Genomic DNA, 18219 nt, shown 5'->3' with positions numbered 1-18219 from the left:
TTGCGCACCTCAAAAACCAATAAATCAAGACAAAACCCTCCCATCGACACCGCTATTTATTACGGCATCGCCCTAAAATCTTTGCAACAACATCGAATCCAGAAAGGTCCCCAACCCTTTTAGCTAGAGGGATTCAAGCTAAAAAAATAAATAAAAACACAAGACTTTGAAAATATACCGTTATCTCCATTCAAAAACACTGTGATTTATCTCTTAACAAAAATAGTTTCACTAAAGAGTAATTCTACTTTTCAAATAAAGCGCATCAGAAGAATGGCAAGAGTGTAAAAATAATTTTTTATAAATTTGTCAAAATACTTCTCAATAAAATAGCTGTTCTTATAAGTACAAATTTATGATTTTTTTAACTTATAGCATAATGTAATGGATGACGATTATCATAATAACCCCATTCTTTTCTGCGAGGTAAGCTATTTCAATATATGATACATATCTTTGAACGAAATCTTTCTTAATATAATGATGCACGCTCTGTAAAAAGTTTCAACGTGCTCATCTCATCATCTTCATAAAAAGACAAAAGCGCGCCTATAAATAAGTCTTTCGTTCTTCTCTCTTATATGTCTAGAAACCTTTTATAGGAACAAAACATCGTCATTGTACTTTCACTGTTGTATAAATTTTTTAAATATCACAAATCGAAAAGAAGCTATTTTTAGCTTTTCTTCCACATAAGCCATTATATTTTCAATGTTATCAATATCCTTTTTCATCAATAAATATTTCAGGAATGGTATTATAGATGCTATATCAGCTTCTTTTTGAATAATTTTTTTGTATTACTAACTGTAATTCTTTTTATAAACAGTTTTATCTTTATTAGAGCAATACATTAATTATAATGATAATTTGTCATTTTTCACGTTGAATAAGAGACCAAAAAAGTTTTATTTTTTAAAAAGGCTGTTCGTTTGTATCTTATGAATTTTCTAGATGTGCTTTTCAGTTTCGATTTTACGCTTTAAATGTAATTTTAAAAGTGGCAAAGTGGCTTCAACTTCTTCCATATCATTGAGATTTTGAATAAGCTCTTGCAATTTTCCATAAAGTTCTGCTGCTAATTCCGCAACATCTTCAGAAGAAAGATCTATTTTTGCATTATGATAGGTCGTATAAGCTAAATGTCCAAGCTTTTTCATCAGTCCAACAGGAATTGCTTGCGGTTTAAAACCAACTGCTTTCGCCTTTGCCCTATCTGAAAACATCTCGCCATCGCCCGTTACAAGCCAATCTAATGAAACGCCACAAATTTCTTGATATTTGGAGAGCGCAGAGGCTGTAGGCTCACTTATACCAGTTTCATAAGTTCCTATAGAACCAGCAGTGATACCAAGATGTTCAGCAAACTGCTTACGCTCTGTAAAACCAAGAACGTGACGCACTTCACGAAAACGTTTTGCCAACTCAGTTTTAGGTTTTGCTTCCGGACGAGCCAAAAAAACACTTCAAAATCAATATAATTGCTGATTAAATAATTATATTGATTTATATCTATCGTTACTGCCCCTTATGTTGGGCAAAGATCTACATACATAACCCCACAAAAACGGAGATTACAGCATCCATTTAAGCAGGAGCGAAAATGATGACAATTACACAAAAAATGCAATCGCCATAGTATTTTGCTGATCTGCGCCCTTGTAATATAACCTTGGAAAAACTCTAGCCTATCAGAGGTTATTTTCCAGAGTCAAAAACATTTGGACACAGCCCAATGAAAAAACTAAATGCGCCACTGCCAACTCTATCAGAGTTGCACGCCAAGCCAATTCTTGCCAACTGCTTTCTCAAAAGTCGCAGTCATATTCTTTCAGAAACAAAAAGCCTAATACGATTCTCTTCATTCCATGCTGTACAATATACCACTGAAATCTTATTACAAAAATATGCAAATGCATTTCCCATAGGTTTTTATAAGGTAAAAAGTTTATCAATGTCTAAAAATCAATATAAAAGTGGCAAAGTAATTGGTATTCTACAAAAAATGAGATCATCATTCGTTATTAAAAAATCAGACGTTTACAAACCATGTTTGCTTATTTTATATGTTAATGGCACTAATTTAGCTGTAATTAGCAATAGAGATTTCAGGGTGTTTGGTTTATCATCAGAATACTTCTCCTCTATGCACATTAAAAGCCTTTTGGCAATGTATTTTAAATGCTATAAGTTCTACAGTAAACATATTGCCATCCATATTTACAAGTGGGCGCTTAAAAATCTTGGCGTAATAAAGTCTTTAATAGACATTGATTTAAAAACACGTATTTTGCAGAAAATTGACAAAACCATGAGGTTCGTATACATGGCAATTCTAAGTGATGATAGTGGAGTGATACTTAAAAAAGCTACATGGAAAACCGCAACGCGGAGGAATTAAGCATGACCTCTTTATGCGATAAAGAATTATCTGATACACTGGTCGGTCTTTATGACGACTATCAACGCGGTTGCGACATTGGAGAAGAGCTTAAATTGTGCGTGGATTTGGCGTTATCTCTTGAATTGGAACTTAGTATTTACCGTTTAAGTGAAACAGATGCTGTTTTTAAAAAAGAGATTGTGCAAACTTTGCATCGTCGTAGAAATGCCCATTCCAATGAGGATGAAATTGATGCAATTTTTCATATGAATTTTGAAAAACAAAAATAATGTAACACTCTCCCCGTATGATAGATATTACCTCATCGCTTTACTTTTTACTGCACTTAAACAAAAAAACTTTCAAGAAGATTTAAAGTGTTGCGTTTTCGTCTTCTTAACAAGAGTGAGATGGATTAAAGAAACGCAGCAATTCTTTTGGGTCATTTTTAAAAAATAGAGAGTATTCTTTAACATACATCAATTTATACTTTATTCATTAAGCACCAACTTTTACATTTTCTCACTCCCCTTTTAAAGCAAAATATGAAATATGCTGCAGCGTAAATGTCTATAAAATAGCGTATATTTACCACACTTAAATGTAATTTATTGTTTTTCGTCTATAAAACAGCACTATGAGTATTCCAACAGGCGCAAAAATGCTTTGAAAAAAATATATCGATTGAGGTGATATACTACTGCTATCGTTTGCCATAATGAGATAGACTCCGAGGATAAAGCATCCAGAGATACCATTAAAGCTTGCCTGCAATCTTCCTTGGTATTCAGGATCACAAGAGAGTTGCGATAAAGAAATCACAAGAGCCCAACTCGAAAGTCCAAATCCAATCATAAAATAAACAGGAAAAACAACAAAATTGTGTGTATTAACAGATAGAATAGCGAGGCAAATAGCCATAAAAGCTAATAAAATGGCTAATGTTTTCCTTATGGATAAAATTTTACAAAGAAATGGTGAAAAAAACGCACCTGTCAATACGCCCATAGAATAAAGCACCTCAAATATTGCAAAGATCCTGCTATCCGCTTTTAAAACTTCCTGTATATAAGGAACGAGAATAACAGGAATAGTCATCAAAAGCGTCATAATAATCATCTGGCTTATATAAGGCATAAAAAGAACTGGATTCTGCTTAAGATAATGAAGGGACGCTGTATAATTTTCCCACCAATTTTGCTGATTTTGATTTTTAGATCTTCAGTTTTTAGGTACCTTCATTGCAAAATTAAATAAACCAGCAATAATAAAGAATATACCACCTATTAGAAGAGTTCCTTTTGTTCCTGTATAGGCAAGTATAAATCCACTTAACCCCATACGGATAATAGTGCCAAGTTCATAAATCATATCGATGATCGTATTTGCATTGATGAGCTGTTCCTTCAGCACAATACTTTGAATTAAAGAAACAGCTGATGGCATATAAAAAGAGATAAAAATACCCAAAAGAGCAGATAAGACTATCAATTCAATTTCTATACCAAAATGCCAAAGTATTACCCAGCCCACAATTACCAAACCTCTCACAAGATTTGAAATAATAATCTGCGTTTTACGATTATATTTATCTGCTAATATGCCAAAAATAGGCGCAAAAATAATGCTAGGTGTCCAAAGAAAAAGCACCATCAACGTTACACCACGGATTGAACTCGTCTGATTGTAAGCAAGCCATGATAATGCAATATAATTTAGTCCATTTCCAAATGTAGCAAATAAGCCGCTCAAAGTAAAATAGAGAAAAGTTCTATTTTCAAATAAAGCAACGCATTCCTTCAAATTTGAAGTGAACATAAATTATCCTCTAAAATAAATACCTGTCGATATGCATCGATATATTCTGTTTAAAAACATGCATTCTTAAAATTTTCATTTTAGATCATTAAATTTAAGAAAGCGAAATTCCTTTTTTGAGGCTTTTAAAATCTTTGTGCTGGGGTATGATTAATTCTTCTATGAAAACAAAACATTTATGCACAAAAAACAATAAAATTAATATCTTATGTGCATTTTATTCAGAAGCTACACCTTTATACATATGTAGAACAATTTTACGGTATGGAAGCTTCACGCACATCATTGTCCTTATTATTCCGTGCACTAAAATATGCTCGAGTATATCTATCCATGTCATTCTTCTATTACCACACTTCGTCTCTAAAAGAATAAACATACTATTATCCTCACGATAAATATTGCTAACTTTTCTACTCCCCTTCTCTAAATCTTTTAAAATAAGCCCATTACAGTTAGTTTTCCAATTAAAATATATAACGTAATATTTTTCTTGAACGTTTAAATTACTGTAATTACATCCCTAAAGTTTCAGATTTAGAGTACGAATACATAAAGAAGGATTTATCGTGGATAAATTGATTAATAAATTATTTTATTCATAATTAAAAACAAACTTCATCTATATGATGTCGTATTTGATGATGAGTTAAAGAAACAGAAGAAGTTCCATCAAGTGTTATAAACCGCTCATCTATTTCTGATAAAACTTGGTATACTTCATAAACTTTTTCAATAAACGAGAGTTTTTCTTCGTATTTTAAGTTTAAACCACCCCTTTTCTACAACCCTTCCAGTATAGTAGTGGGCGGTAAATAAAGATAAAATATAATATGAGGTCTTGGAATAGATTGATTTAATTTAACTACACTTTCAACAGAAAGCCCCCGAGCATAAAAACAAGCAAGACTAGAATAAACATATCGATCACTGATTAATAAGTTTTATGATGACATTAAGAAGGTTCAATAATTTCAAGCGTATGTTTGCGTCTATCTGTCGCTGATAAGAGTGCTAAAAGCAACGGATCAATTGCTTTTCCATTATCTCATTAATCTCTAATTTCTGGATTATTTCTATACCAATAACTGGGTTGAAAAGTGTGTCTTATATGTTTTTCTGTTGAGTAATGGCGAGCAATTTCTTTTGTTTGTGTTGTCTTTCCACTCCCATCAAACCCGCATAAGACAATAAAAGAACCAGAAAATTTCTTTGGAGACCACATGGAATTATAAACTTTTTTATCAAGATACATTTTGTCTATATACTTTCCATAAGTTAAATTGTTTTATGTCTGAAATCTCTTAATGTTTTATAAGGTGTTTTTTAACTCGTCTCTAAACAGAAAACCACAATATTCCCGCATTTGTATAACTTAATGATAAATAGCAGTATATAGACTTATTTTTAAGATAAGTTTATATTTTAGACAACTTAAAATGAGATTAAGTATTTTTTAAAAATATATTTTTTGTTCACATTATGCCATTTTTTAACGAATTCTAGTAGAGTTTCTGAGGATTACTCCTATAACGTCGTGTAAGCGCATAGAAATGAGTTCAATCTAAGTATAAACTTCCTCCTAAGAGCTGATACTAGATTGAACTACATAGGAATCTAATGAAATCAACTCAATCTTTTCTCAAACCACTGCCCACGCTATACGCATTTGATATTCGATTCCGTCAAAAAGCAGCAGAGCAATTCTCGGAAAACATCGCTGAAATATTGAAATATGCCTTGCAAAAGCGTTTGAATCAAATGTTTCACTATATTTTCAATATATTCATAAACTGAAACTAAGAATATTATAATAAGCCCTCAAATCACAACGTCCAAATCAGCCGTAACAAAGCCTCCTAAAACTGAGCCAATAATACCTTGCTATGAAAAAGATTACCATGTAAAGGCTTTAATACAACCGCATACCTTAGCGCTAATGCCATAAATGTTTCTGTTAGATAACGAAGTTTGTTGTCACAACAACATCTAACAACGATCAATAGAAAAACCTCAACCTTGAGTATAAACAAAATCAACTTGAAAGCGCAAAATATATCTCTAGGACATAGTTATGTTCGTTATCTGGCTTTCCCCTTATTGGCAAGCCACCTGCCAAGAGACGCAGTGAAAATACCAGCCTCCATCGCTACTCATTCTCATGAAAATAAGCTATCACTACCATAAACATCAGCGTTCAATTTTTCCCGATCAAAAAACTTGACATGCTCAGTAATGTGTGTGTATTCATTATTTGTAAAAATGTGTGCTGATTTATAATACTGCGTGTTTTAAGAGATTCCGAAATGGGGGGGATGTGTGCAAACAACGGATGTTTCGGTTTTATGGGCTTGTTGTCCTGCTTTATCTCTCTGATATGGTTCTGTTCTTAAGTAATCTTTGGAATGCTTATCGCATAACATCCTCATCGGTTTTCCTAGGCATAACCATGGCTTTGGGCACCCTTATGCCCTATCTTTTGAAAAAAAGCGGACTTGTGCGCATTAAAGCCTCACTGCGGTTGGTCGATTTATACAAAAGGCGGATCATTATCTATAGCCTTCTTTTATTGATTGCACTTTTCCATTACGCTGATTCCCCCTTTGGTTTTATCGCTGTCTCTATCTCTATCGGCTATCTCTCTTTGATTACCTTAAGCACTCTCGAGACTTATAATACTAAACTCGCGCTTGGTGGTTATATTAGCGCCCAAAAGGCTTCCCGCATTATGCAAACAGTGGTGCAAATTGGCGCCTTTTTGGGAGCAGCATTGAGTGGTTATCTCTTAGAAGCGACCAGCCCACGAGGGGCAGCAGCTGAAATTGGCTATAATGGTTTGATTGTGGCACTTTGTTTGTTTGACATCATTATAAGCCTTATAGCCGGATATATTATCTTTTGCGATGAATACGATGAATATAACGCTACAGATACCACAGCACCTGCAACTGATAAGAAGGCAGCACCGACACCGCAAGCGGATGGCCTCTCCCGTGAGCTTAAACTTTTATGCGTCTGCATAGGACTTATTGGCTTTCATATTTGCGCTTATAATACGCTGGCAACCATTCTTTTTCAGAGTGTGAAAAATTTTGGCTCTGAATATTATGGGCTTTGCAGTGCGGTTGCGGGCATGGGCGCTTTTTTGGCTGCTTTTATCAAAATCCCTCGCTTTGAATTTATTCTCCCAGCCCTTATGTTGAGCGTGGCTGATCTTATTTTTAGCACCACACAATCGCCCTATTTGGCTGTGGTCTTTTGCTTTTTTATTGGCTTTTCAATGAATACCATGCGAATTAATGCCCGCAAACATACAATTGAAGCGACTAAAACAGAGGCTCAAGCAGAGCTGGTGGGAAGCTATAGCGGCATGCTTTATACTCTCTCCCAATCGGCAGGTTATGTTATCCTTGGTCTTCTTACAAGCTCTGCCCTTATGGGTCCTCAAGCAGCTGTTTATCTTCTACCCCTTATAGGCTTAATAATCTTTATTTATGTTCTTTTCCTTTTATCGCAGCGGAACAAAGTATGAGAAAAACTATTCTTATTGTCGACCCTTTCTCCACGGGCGCCCTCTATGGTCCTGCTTTGCAAAAATTAGGCTATGCTTGTTATGGGGTTGTCTCTCAACAAGCTCCTTTTTCACACTATATGCTTTCTTATCAGGGAGAGGGCATGGCAGAAGCGAAACTTCATAATGTAGATGAGATAAAGACACGCTTTCCTATCGGCGCAATAGAGTCTGTGGTAGCAGGCGCCGAGGTAAGTATTTATTGTGCAGATCAATTGGCGGCTTATTATAATTGCCCTGGGAATAATCCCTCAACCACCGATTGGCGACGGAAAAAGGCAGCAATGCAAAAGCGCCTTTGTGAAAATGGTTTATCTTACATCCGATCAAAAATTCTTACAAAAGACAATTGTACTCTCGATGGTTTTGAAAGTCCCAGCGGCTATGTGGTAAAGCCAAACGATTCTGCTGGAAGCGATGGTGTTTTGTTTTTCTCTAGCCGTGACGAAGTAGCAGCGTGGATTTCTGAGATTGACTGGACGCAGAAAAATATTTTTGGCACACCTAACGAGACTTATTTGCTCCAAGAAAGATTGGAGGGAGAGGAATACATCATCGACGCCGTTGTAAATGGAGAGGCTATAAAGATATGTGCTTTATCACGATATAAAAAAGGTATTCATAATGGAAGTGCCTTTGTTTATGAATCGCTTGATGTACTTGATGCTCAAGATCCCTCTTATGCCCCTCTTATCTCTTATGCAAAACAATGCATTCGCGCGCTGGGGATTGAATATGGACCCGCGCATATGGAAATCATGCAAACAGCTCGTGGTCCAGTGATGATCGAAGTAGGAGCCCGCCTCCACGGAGGAATTGCGCCAACTTTATTCGCGCATTGCTATGAAGATGATTTACTTGAAAGCTCCGTTAACCTTATTGCGGGCGTGTTTTCGCAAACACCAAGTCGCCTTAAGAAAAAAGGGCGTATTATCTTTCTTATCAACAAAATCGACGGTCATATCATAAAAGATGTTAACGTATGGCGACAAAAACTTCATTCTTGGGAAAATATGGTTCATTTTATGCTCTTTTTTAAAGAAAACGAGCCCCTCCCCCTAACCATCGATTTAAATACCTGCCCGGCCATTATAGCAATTTGGGGACACAGTGATGATGAACTATCAGCTTTGGAAAGGATCATTCGTAGCAATTTCTTATAAAATACAACAAGTGGGAGGAAAACATGGATTCAGCAGCGCAAATAATTGAAAATATAGACAAATATGAAAAATGGAAGCAGGTCATTTTCAAAGAATTCGATGCAACCATGAATAACGCCATTAGGCCTTTTCCCTGCCTATTCGGTGTAAATGGATAATCAAAAAATATGCTTAGATTTGGATTCTACAATAAGTTGACCGCAAAAAATATGATGGAAGACCTGATAAATTATTGCGATAACTATAAAAATTTTGGAAAGAACACATCTTTTGTTGCATTCGAGGAACCTGCCCCCATACAAAGTATCGAAGTTTATAGAGAAAAATTCTGGTCTATACTTAAAGATTTGAGAATGCTTGATGACCGAGAATGGCCTAAGCATATACCAAAAAATATGGACGACCCTCTATGGGAGTTCTGCTTTCATGGCGAGCCTATGTTTATAGTTTGCAATACCCCATCCCATATAAACAGAATAAGTAGAAAAAGTTCTACATTTATGTTAACTTTCCAGCCAAGATGGATTTTTCTGATCTGCTCGATACAGAACAAAAAGCAAAAAATGCATTCTCCGCTGTAGGAAAAAGACTTGAACCTTTTGACATTATCACAAAATCCCCCTTTTTAGGAAAATATGGCGATCCTCAGAATAGAGAGTGGATGCAATATTTCTTGCAAGATAATAATATTGAATGCCCACCTTGCCCATATCATATAATGGAGCACGATAATGGCTAAATTTTCTAAAATTAAATTAAATAAAGATATCTATGATATATTAAAAATGATGATGCCAAAACAAGGATCAATAGAGATACAAAGAGACTTTTCCAAAAAAACACGATTGGCATATTCACAAGGTCGATGAAACTCTCTTAATTATAGAGGGAGAGTTAGATTTTTTCTATAGCGAAAAACGTATAACCTGTACACCAGGAGATATTATACATCTACCTGCTAATACAAGACATAAATCAATTGCAGCAGATGTAGGATGCATATATGCAATTGCTACAGAAAATCTCACTATTGGAAATATTAGAGATGGGTAACCGCACGCTCTTTAATGGATTCTTTCTCATACAGGATTTTATTCTTTTACTCCTGCTTCCCATAATGTGCCCCTAGATTCTGCGGAAGATAAGGCTATGAAATTTACGGACTCTACCCTAAACCAACGTAGAAACTTTTTAGAAACCGCATTTTACAGCACAAAATAGAACGTTGGAGGGTATTTGCATTCAAACTTATAGATAAAGGGGGCATAGGTATTAAGCGAACCATCAATTAGTGATACATCTTGGTAAATATGAATTCGCTTTTTACAAAACTAAAAACAATCTATATCAGTTAAGCTTCTTCCTAACAATAAATCGTCAAGAGCGTTATTCTTTAGGAATAATAATGGATCAAGCTTAACTGATTAAACAATAAGGAAATAATTTTGTTTACAGTTTTATTATCGAGCCTTCACGAATGGATTCTGATATTATCTCTATATGGAACTCCCTACAACCATGAAGCGGAAAAGTTAACAAGCGTACGTATTTAGTATACCGGCAACTGCTATTACCATGCGTGGTGACTCTAAAATGTAGATGAATTTGAACTTTTAGATAATTTTTTTAACTCTTTCATCACTTTATTTTCATACTTTTTAAATAATATTCAATAACTTAAGCAAAATAAATATTTTTTTGGTTTTTGTGTGTTGTTAATCTAAAGCATATGGAAAGAATATACTAAAGAATTAAAATATTTATATATTGAGATTGAAGCAGCCCTATTTGACCAAAAGAAGAACTATTATGACACAGGCAAATTTAGCTATTTATCCATTGTTACAAGTAAATGAAGAAATAGTACTAAATGAAGAAAAAGTAGCACTAGAACTTTTAACAAAAATGGCTGAAGCAAGGATGGGATTACAAGGCGAGGATAAAATTTGTTCTATAAGCTCTTCAGTTTTTTCTGGTTAATTCATTTATTATATAGATATCATTAGGGCTTGTCCTAATGATATCTTATATCGTTAGGGGGAGACAAATGATTGTTTTTCGAGTTGTGACAGCACATGAGTTTCGTGATTTATTTTGCCCATCAGAAGAGTTATTAGTTGAACAAGTTTTAAAAATACATGGTATTCCATATAATGCAGTGTGTGCATATAAAGTTTTTCAGGATGGCAATGTTGAAGTATTGCCATTTCTTGGAAAAACTGTACAGCAACTACTAGCAGATCTTGGAGAAGAAGAGCTTATTTTTAGAACAGATAGAAATATTGATTATAACAGTTTATTAGACCGAAGGAGAAATATTTATTCTAAAGTTGATGATCAAATTGTAGCGGAATATATTTTTGATAATCATAAAGGAAAAAACAAAGAACATGTTTTTTTTAGTAAGGAGGAATGTCGTTCCTTTGTCTCACTAGAAGTGAGTAAATTCAAAGATAACTTTTTTAGTTTTTATAGTGGTGAGAAAGTAATTGTCGGAGTCAGCGGAGGTGGAGATTCTAATACATTATTACAAAGTTTAATAGAAGTTGGAATACCTAAAGATTCTTTAGTTCCTGTAATGATGTTAGGAATACCAGATTGGGATACAGGAGTTTCAAGAGCTCAAAAACTTTGTACTGATATTGGTTTAGAATTGCACCTTGTTCATTCAAATGAAGTTGGACAATTATTGGGGGTCACAGAGACAGATTGGGCGGGAAATTTTAGAAAAGCTTATCCAGAATCTGACTTAGAGGTCATTGGAACTTTAGCAGTTCGGCTAGCTTTATCTCATGTTGCTAGAAAATTAGAAACCAATCTTGTTGTGGTTGGGCTGAATTTAGAAGATCTGCTTGCTGAAAGTTTTTATAATATCATGAGAGGAAAGAATATTTCTCCTTTTCCTGTGCGTGAAGTAGATGCTATTCGTATTTGTTATCCATTATATCGTTGTCCAAAACGTATTTTAGATGGTTGTTACCCGAAATATGCTTTAGAAAATTATTTAGCAAGAGATCGTAGCCATATATATTGGAGAGCAGTTTCTTATTATTTGTCTCAATCTATGAGCACAATATTGCCTGGTATAGAATTCATGCTAATAGATGGCTTGCAAAAAATGAGTACCCGTAATGCATTTGAATGCAAATTTTATGAAAAACTAGGATTTAGTGCCGAACCACATTTAACAACAGAAGAAATTACAAAATGGCTTAACGCTTTATCTGGAAATAAGAAAAGTGTTGCGTAATTCTGTTTTTCTTATGATTTTGATTGGATGTTTAACAAGTTTTTGTGCTGGTAGTATATTATCTATTGGCCTTTCTTTATTACAATTGCAAGATACAACAGGAGAAGCATCTGCTACTCTAAATGTTGTTAATTTAATTGCAATTGGAATTGCAGGCTTATGTTTGGGAAACGTGTTGTCGCACTACCAAGGCTTTATAATTGGATTTTATAGTCAAATTATTTGTGCTGCCTTGCTATCTTCCTTATTATTTATAAACAACTCAGTACTTATTTTATTTGTGTTTTTTTTACTTGCTCTATTGATGGGAGCTGATAACCCAAATAATAACACTGCTTTAAATCAATTAATTTCAGACCCAAAACAAAAAGCTAGTATTTTTGCATTTTATACGAGTTGCTGTCAGTTTTTTATTATTGTGTCTCCATTACTTATATATTTTATAATTGCGCATTTGGGGCACAAAATAGCTATAGCCTTTGTTGTCTTTTTTTATCTTTTAAATGCCAGCTTATGGTTTTATATGAAGTCTATACAGAAAATAAATAGGATAAAAGAACCATCAAAAAGAACAATTCAAAGATCTTATGGTGTTGGTTTTAGGTGCCTTTGGCAAATTTCTGCTTTGCGGTTTTTGACGATTAATCGTATCTTGAATAATTTTCTCTATACAGGCGCTATCGTTTTATTGCCACTTGTTCTTGCATCGATAACATCAGATAATATAAAATTTACAGCCATTCAAAATTCTGTTTTTGCTTTGTCAGCACTGGGTTTTGTAATCAATGGCTTCGTTTCATCCTATTATTTACGGAAATTTCCATCTTTAGTTCGTTTTTTCGTATGGGGTGCACCAGCTTTCGCAATAATTGCTATCTCTTTTGTTTTATATTTAAACTTTACCCAATACTCTCTCTATATCATGGGTTTTTTATTAGGAATTGGGCAATTTTATTTTAGGGTATCTGGGATAACAATTGGTCAAGCCGTTACACCTAGTGACAATTTGGCTGAGGTAATTTTGGTAGGTGATGCCAGCGTGCGCATTATAACAGCTTTATTTTCTATTGTGCTTTTATATGCAGCAAACTTTTTTTCATTTCCTACATTATACGGCCTCTGTATATTTATAGGTTTTTGCGCCCCTTTATTTATTTTACATGGACTATCTATTTACTTAAAAGGTTTAGAAATAAAAAAGAGTGCCTCATGAATGATATTCAATTACTACGTCAATCTTTTTTTGATTATGGTATAGATAAAAAGTTTGTACAAATACTCATCACATTAATTTTAAATGAGCATATTTCATGGAAAAAACCTAGATGTCTGTTAATATCAGGTGCTTCTGGCGTTGGGAAAACATACTTAGTCCGTTTAATCAACGAAATTGCAAATAAAACTATGGTAACCATTGATTCCAAGACTTTATCCGAAGTTGGTTATAGTGGTAAAGATCCTTCAACGATATTTGAAGAGATCGTTTATGCTAGATCAGGTTATCTAAAGATCGAAAGGAGAGAAGCTTAGAAATTATAAAACTCATGGAAATCCAACTGCAATTTCTAGGTATATATAATGACAGGCATAGACTAACGCGAACTGGTCAATCGCAAACAGCAAAAAATCCTGAAAATACTGAGCTTTTTAAGCTATTTTATATCAAGCATATGAAAGTTCGTTTTAAATTAATGGCGGAGAGAGAGGGATTCGAACCCTCGATATGGTTTCCCATATACACGCGTTCCAGGCGTGCGCCTTCAACCACTCGGCCACCTCTCCAGAAGTCTCGCACTATACCCAGAAAGAAATAACGTGCAAGCTTAAATTATACATTCAAAATTCAAAAAACAAACTCATTTATGAAAGTAAGAGCTTATATCTGTTGAATAACAAGCACATCCTTTCTTTTTAAGAAAAAACTTTTCCGTGGATAGATTTGTATAATACAATAATGGAAATAAAAAGATTGTCACCAGTTATAAACTTTCATGCTCATTTACGTACTTTTTGCTTCACAAAAAAATACTTCTCTTAAAATTGGCATACAGTCCATGGTTTTACACAACCAAATAATTAAATATCTCTCGCTTAACACTATTGATTACCCTAATAATAAATAGGATAATAACGATATAAACTTCTTATATCCCTAATATTAAAATTGTTTATCCAAATAATAAATTTCATTTCAATAAAAATCATTTTCAATCTCCTTCTTACCTCCAAGGATGAAAATACTTAATCACTATAACTTTGATTACAAACAACTCTCTCTTGAAATGAGATCTACCTGCTAATCACTTTTATGTTTTAGATAATATGCAAGATATTAATTTATAATAATAAATTATCGTTTATACATCATAAAAACCTTCGAATATTGTAAATTTTTCTCATCATAACTCCTTTCATATTGAATTAATTAAAATCACTTGCTTATACGCCATAAGCGGGGATGGTGTGTGGGGAAAGAACATTTTGAGAGAGGATAAGTGCCTCTTATGCATTTTCTTAAATAGCATGAATTTTTGCAACATTGAGGGCTGTAAAATAGTGTGATGGTGTCAATTTTCTCCTTCATAGGATTACAGAATAAGCCCTACTCTAAATCTTTTATTCAATTTCACACTTTTATATTTAGTTGATACTAAAGAAAATAAAATTCAGACAAAAAAGACCTTTGCATTTTTAATTTAATATGTATGAATATATCTTATTTTCTGAAATGAAAAAATAGTCTCAATGTTGATCAAATACAAAATCATAAAGATGCAAACCTGTTTTCATTTTGACCATATACTTTTAAATTCAGCTTTACCGTTTTCAAAATATCTAAAGTAATCTCTATTATTTAAAAGATATTACGTATTACTTCATAGTTTTGATTATTGCATTCTTTAAGTGGGATATGTTCTCATAACAAAACAGAATACTCTAAGAATACTATTTTCTTTCTCATCTACACGTTTGTTTTAAAAAACATCTCTTAAAGCTTGTCACATCTATTTCATACGGTGTCTATGAATAGTATAAAATCTATTGGATAGCTTCATCTTTCCTTAAATAAAAAGTATAAGCCAAGTACCATCACGCTATTTATCCCCTAATGTTGCAACATCCCTTGCTATTTAAGAGAATGCATAAAAGGCTTTTATTCTTGCTTAAAGTGTTTTTATCCACAGATTGCTCCTCCTTGTAACGTATAAAAAAATAATTTTATTAATTCACTATAGAGAAATTTAAAACGAGAAAACCTTAGGATATTCAGGGTTTTCATTATGTAAAACGATAAATTATTATTATAAATTAATATGCGCCTATAATCGTCCTAAAGGATAATGTTTTACAGTACTAAAGATCTGATTACTCTGCAAAATGAGCTAGATCGTTCCCTTAAGGTTCTTTATCACCTTATATCCTTGCTTAGAGCGCGTACAGCTCGTGCAGTTTCACATTGTAATGCTTTTTGTGCTAAAATTTTCATATCTTCAAAACTATGAGTCTGTAAACACGCCTTTACTGGAGAAATATCGCAAGATATCATAGAAAGCTCATTAATTCCCAACCCAGTCAAAATCATTGCACCAAAAGGATCTCCAGCCATACCACCACATACACTAACCCAACACTTATGTTGTGCAGCTCCCTGAATAGTCTGATAAATCATACGCAAAACTGCTGGATCAAGGCTATCAGCTTCAGACACAAGGTACGGATTTTGCCGATCAACAGCCATTGTATACTGCGTTAGGTCATTGGTTCCAATTGAGAAAAAATCAACATGGGCGCTCAACACATCTGCCATAATGGCGGCTGCTGGAACTTCGATCATAATACCAAGTTTTAATTTTGGTGCATCAATATCATTGCGGATTTCTTCTGCAATCTTTTTTATAGTGACAATCTCTGAAACAGACATTACCATCGGGAACACAATCCATAGATCTCCGCCCTCTTTTGCCGCTCGATACAAAGCACGTAATTGAGGCACCAAAAGATCACGTCGACGTAACAAAAGCCGCGTTCCTCGAACACCTAAAAAAGGATTGTCCTCTTTAGATAAATGTAAATGCGTAACCTGTTTATCCCCACCAATATCGAGCGCTCGAATAATTAATGGCTTATCTCCTACAGCTGTAATCATCGCCCGATATATATTAAATTGTAGCTCTTCATCCGGAATATGTGGATTCTCTAAAAACAAAAATTCCGTACGCATGAGTCCAACACCTTCAGCCCCCAAATCAAGCGCAATAGGAATCTGATTTGCGTAGTTGACATTAGCCATGATACGAATTCTTTGACCATCTGTCGTTTGCGCTGGTAATCTACACACATTTATTTCACTGACACGTTTTTGCGCAACAGTATCAATATGCTTTTGAGCATCTTCAACGTCTTCAAGCGCAGGATCAAGGTAAATAAACCCGTTATCACCATCAATAATAGCCTGAATATCAGACTGGATCGCTAAAATATCATCACCTGCTGCAACAATCATTGGAATACCAAGAGTACGCGCCAAAATAGCTGTATGAGATAATGGACCTCCCCATGCTGTTGCTAATCCTTTTACCCTTGTACAATCAAGTTGTGCTACATCAGAAGGAGAAAGGTCATTTGTAACCAGAATTACACCATGTGGAATATCATTTAAAAAGAACGATCTATAAGATGGATTTATTTCAGCTAAAACACGTCGACCAACATCAACTAAATTAACAGCACGTGCTGCTAACAAAGGATTATCTACCTTAAAAAACATATCTGAAAATTGACGAACCGCTCTATCCCAAGACCAAGCGACACCATGACCTTCTGCTATAAAACGACAAGCTTGAGCTATTAAATTTTCATCTTCAAGCAAAACCATTTGCGCAGAAAAAATCGCGGCAGAATCTGCTCCCATACGCACTGTAATATCAGAAATCACAGATGCCATTTTATGTTTTGTTCTTGTAAGAGCATTTTCAAGACATGCTGCACCAGCTGCAAAATCAATTGGTTGGTCTATTATGGAAATATCATTTTCTCTTAAAACAAAAATCTTACCAAATGCTAATCCTGAACTTGTCCCAACACCAGAAATGCCTTTTTGCATAGAACGTGGATACCAACCATGAAAAGCCTTTGTTTGAGATTCCATTGCTCTCATCAAGCATTTTTCACTAATACTCACTTTTTTTGCAATAGCAATGGCATCATTGAGAAGTTTTGCTCCTTCTGCAGCATCTGTAGAAAAAATTAGAACATCACCGTTTTTTGCTCCTAATTGCAATAAACCAACCAAATTTTTCATTTCAACGGTATATTGACCATGGCGAACCCTGATAGAATTTTGAGCCTTTTTTGCAAAATCAACCCAAAGAGAAGCTGGTCGTGCATGAAGACCACTTGGATAATCTAAAGTCCATTCCTGACACACCGAAAGATCACCAATAAAAGTTTTTTCTATCTTCATATCTTGATCAAACAAAGTTGTAACAATTTGCTGTTTGTCCATAGTCGTTGCAAGTACTTCAAGCTGTTTTTTATCAAATAAAAGAGACGTCAATTTTTTACAAATTTCTCTATAACGATCTGGACACGCTGCAATGGCAATAATCAAATGCGCTTTCTTACCATCCTGCCACTCAACACCAGCAGGAACCTGTATAACAGCAACAGCGTCCTTGATAATTAAATCACGGTTTTCAACCATACCATGAGGAATGGCTATACCATTTCCAAGCCAAGTATTGGTCGTTTCTTCACGTGCGAGCATGCTTGCCAGATAACACTTATCAACTGCACCAACCTGCACAAGCAATTCAGCAGCAGCATAAATTGCATCATTTTTATGATCAAACGCAGCTGCAAGTTGTACAGATCTTATAGACAAGATTTCACCCTCGGTAAAATCTACATTCATTGCTTCTGCTTTCTCACATCTCGTCATAAATTCAAATTGCCTCACATTTGAACACAAATATCTCTGATAAATTCCTCTTCAAAGCTGTATTTCCAAAAATACAAGCTATAAATACCACCA

Annotated in this window: 16 protein-coding genes, 1 tRNA gene and 1 pseudogene; 13 read left to right on the top strand and 5 right to left on the bottom strand. The window is 34.4% G+C overall.

The genetic code is table 11. The annotated features are described in order from the left end of the window. Positions 1-950: 950 nt before the first annotated feature. Positions 951-1457, bottom strand: a complete 507-nt coding sequence (locus QHG57_RS02695; protein ID WP_330169414.1) for a helix-turn-helix domain-containing protein — start codon at positions 1455-1457, stop codon at positions 951-953. 278 nt (positions 1458-1735) lie between these two features. On the opposite strand from QHG57_RS02695, the gene QHG57_RS02690 reads away from it, so the two are divergent. Both QHG57_RS02690 and QHG57_RS02685 read left to right on the top strand, forming a co-directional pair. Next, the gene (locus tag QHG57_RS02690; protein WP_330169413.1) at positions 1736-2401 is read left to right on the top strand and encodes a hypothetical protein; all 666 of its coding nucleotides are present in this window, start codon (positions 1736-1738) and stop codon (positions 2399-2401) included. A gap of 2 nt (positions 2402-2403) precedes the next feature. Next, the gene (locus tag QHG57_RS02685) at positions 2404-2673 is read left to right on the top strand and encodes a hypothetical protein (protein ID WP_330169412.1); all 270 of its coding nucleotides are present in this window, start codon (positions 2404-2406) and stop codon (positions 2671-2673) included. A gap of 307 nt (positions 2674-2980) precedes the next feature. Here QHG57_RS02685 and QHG57_RS02680 read toward each other — a convergent pair. Next, positions 2981-4201, bottom strand: a pseudogene (locus QHG57_RS02680) (MFS transporter). A gap of 782 nt (positions 4202-4983) precedes the next feature. After that, entirely contained in the window at positions 4984-5136 is a 153-nt protein-coding gene (locus QHG57_RS02675) for a hypothetical protein (RefSeq protein WP_330169604.1), read from the bottom strand. Positions 5137-6533: 1397 nt separating this feature from the next. Between QHG57_RS02675 and QHG57_RS02670 the strand changes: the two genes are divergently transcribed. The 11 genes from QHG57_RS02670 to QHG57_RS02620 all read left to right on the top strand — a co-directional run bounded on the left by QHG57_RS02670 (position 6534) and on the right by QHG57_RS02620 (position 13715). Then, the gene (locus tag QHG57_RS02670; RefSeq protein WP_330169411.1) at positions 6534-7733 is read left to right on the top strand and encodes an MFS transporter; all 1200 of its coding nucleotides are present in this window, start codon (positions 6534-6536) and stop codon (positions 7731-7733) included. Beyond that, positions 7730-8935, top strand: a complete 1206-nt coding sequence (locus tag QHG57_RS02665; protein WP_330169410.1) for an ATP-grasp domain-containing protein — start codon at positions 7730-7732, stop codon at positions 8933-8935. The genes QHG57_RS02670 and QHG57_RS02665 overlap by 4 nt, the downstream gene beginning before the upstream one ends. A 23-nt stretch (positions 8936-8958) precedes the next feature. Further along, positions 8959-9093 (top strand): hypothetical protein, encoded by a 135-nt coding sequence (locus tag QHG57_RS02660; protein WP_330168567.1) that lies wholly within the window; start codon positions 8959-8961, stop codon positions 9091-9093. A gap of 9 nt (positions 9094-9102) precedes the next feature. Then, a complete protein-coding gene (locus tag QHG57_RS02655) occupies positions 9103-9516 on the top strand; it encodes a YqcI/YcgG family protein (RefSeq protein WP_330169409.1) in 414 nt (137 codons plus the stop codon). Continuing rightward, a complete protein-coding gene (locus tag QHG57_RS02650) occupies positions 9456-9674 on the top strand; it encodes a YqcI/YcgG family protein (protein ID WP_330169408.1) in 219 nt (72 codons plus the stop codon). The genes QHG57_RS02655 and QHG57_RS02650 overlap by 61 nt, the downstream gene beginning before the upstream one ends. Continuing rightward, positions 9667-9804: a hypothetical protein gene (locus QHG57_RS02645; protein WP_330169407.1), complete on the top strand. Its 138-nt coding sequence runs from the start codon at positions 9667-9669 to the stop codon at positions 9802-9804. The genes QHG57_RS02650 and QHG57_RS02645 overlap by 8 nt, the downstream gene beginning before the upstream one ends. Beyond that, a complete protein-coding gene (locus tag QHG57_RS02640; RefSeq protein ID WP_330168790.1) occupies positions 9788-9988 on the top strand; it encodes a cupin domain-containing protein in 201 nt (66 codons plus the stop codon). Before QHG57_RS02645 ends, QHG57_RS02640 begins: the two co-directional genes overlap by 17 nt. Positions 9989-10744: 756 nt before the next feature. Next, positions 10745-10915, top strand: a complete 171-nt coding sequence (locus tag QHG57_RS02635; RefSeq protein WP_330169406.1) for a hypothetical protein — start codon at positions 10745-10747, stop codon at positions 10913-10915. A gap of 67 nt (positions 10916-10982) precedes the next feature. Beyond that, complete coding sequence (locus tag QHG57_RS02630; protein ID WP_330169405.1) at positions 10983-12185, top strand: tRNA lysidine(34) synthetase; 1203 nt, start codon at positions 10983-10985, stop codon at positions 12183-12185. Further along, complete coding sequence (locus tag QHG57_RS02625; RefSeq protein WP_330168563.1) at positions 12175-13398, top strand: MFS transporter; 1224 nt, start codon at positions 12175-12177, stop codon at positions 13396-13398. The genes QHG57_RS02630 and QHG57_RS02625 overlap by 11 nt, the downstream gene beginning before the upstream one ends. Next, a complete protein-coding gene (locus QHG57_RS02620) occupies positions 13395-13715 on the top strand; it encodes a P-loop NTPase family protein (protein ID WP_330168562.1) in 321 nt (106 codons plus the stop codon). The genes QHG57_RS02625 and QHG57_RS02620 overlap by 4 nt, the downstream gene beginning before the upstream one ends. A 162-nt stretch (positions 13716-13877) precedes the next feature. Here QHG57_RS02620 and QHG57_RS02615 read toward each other — a convergent pair. After that, a tRNA-Ser gene (locus tag QHG57_RS02615) sits at positions 13878-13967 on the bottom strand. Between the two features lie 1627 nt (positions 13968-15594). Beyond that, positions 15595-18099 (bottom strand): phosphoenolpyruvate--protein phosphotransferase, encoded by a 2505-nt coding sequence (gene ptsP / locus QHG57_RS02610; protein ID WP_419196343.1) that lies wholly within the window; start codon positions 18097-18099, stop codon positions 15595-15597. Positions 18100-18219 lie beyond the last annotated feature (120 nt).

Source organism: Bartonella grahamii subsp. shimonis, from assembly GCF_036327415.1.
GTDB lineage: Bacteria > Pseudomonadota > Alphaproteobacteria > Rhizobiales > Rhizobiaceae > Bartonella > Bartonella shimonis.
This window is presented reverse-complemented; position numbering and strand designations above follow the sequence as displayed.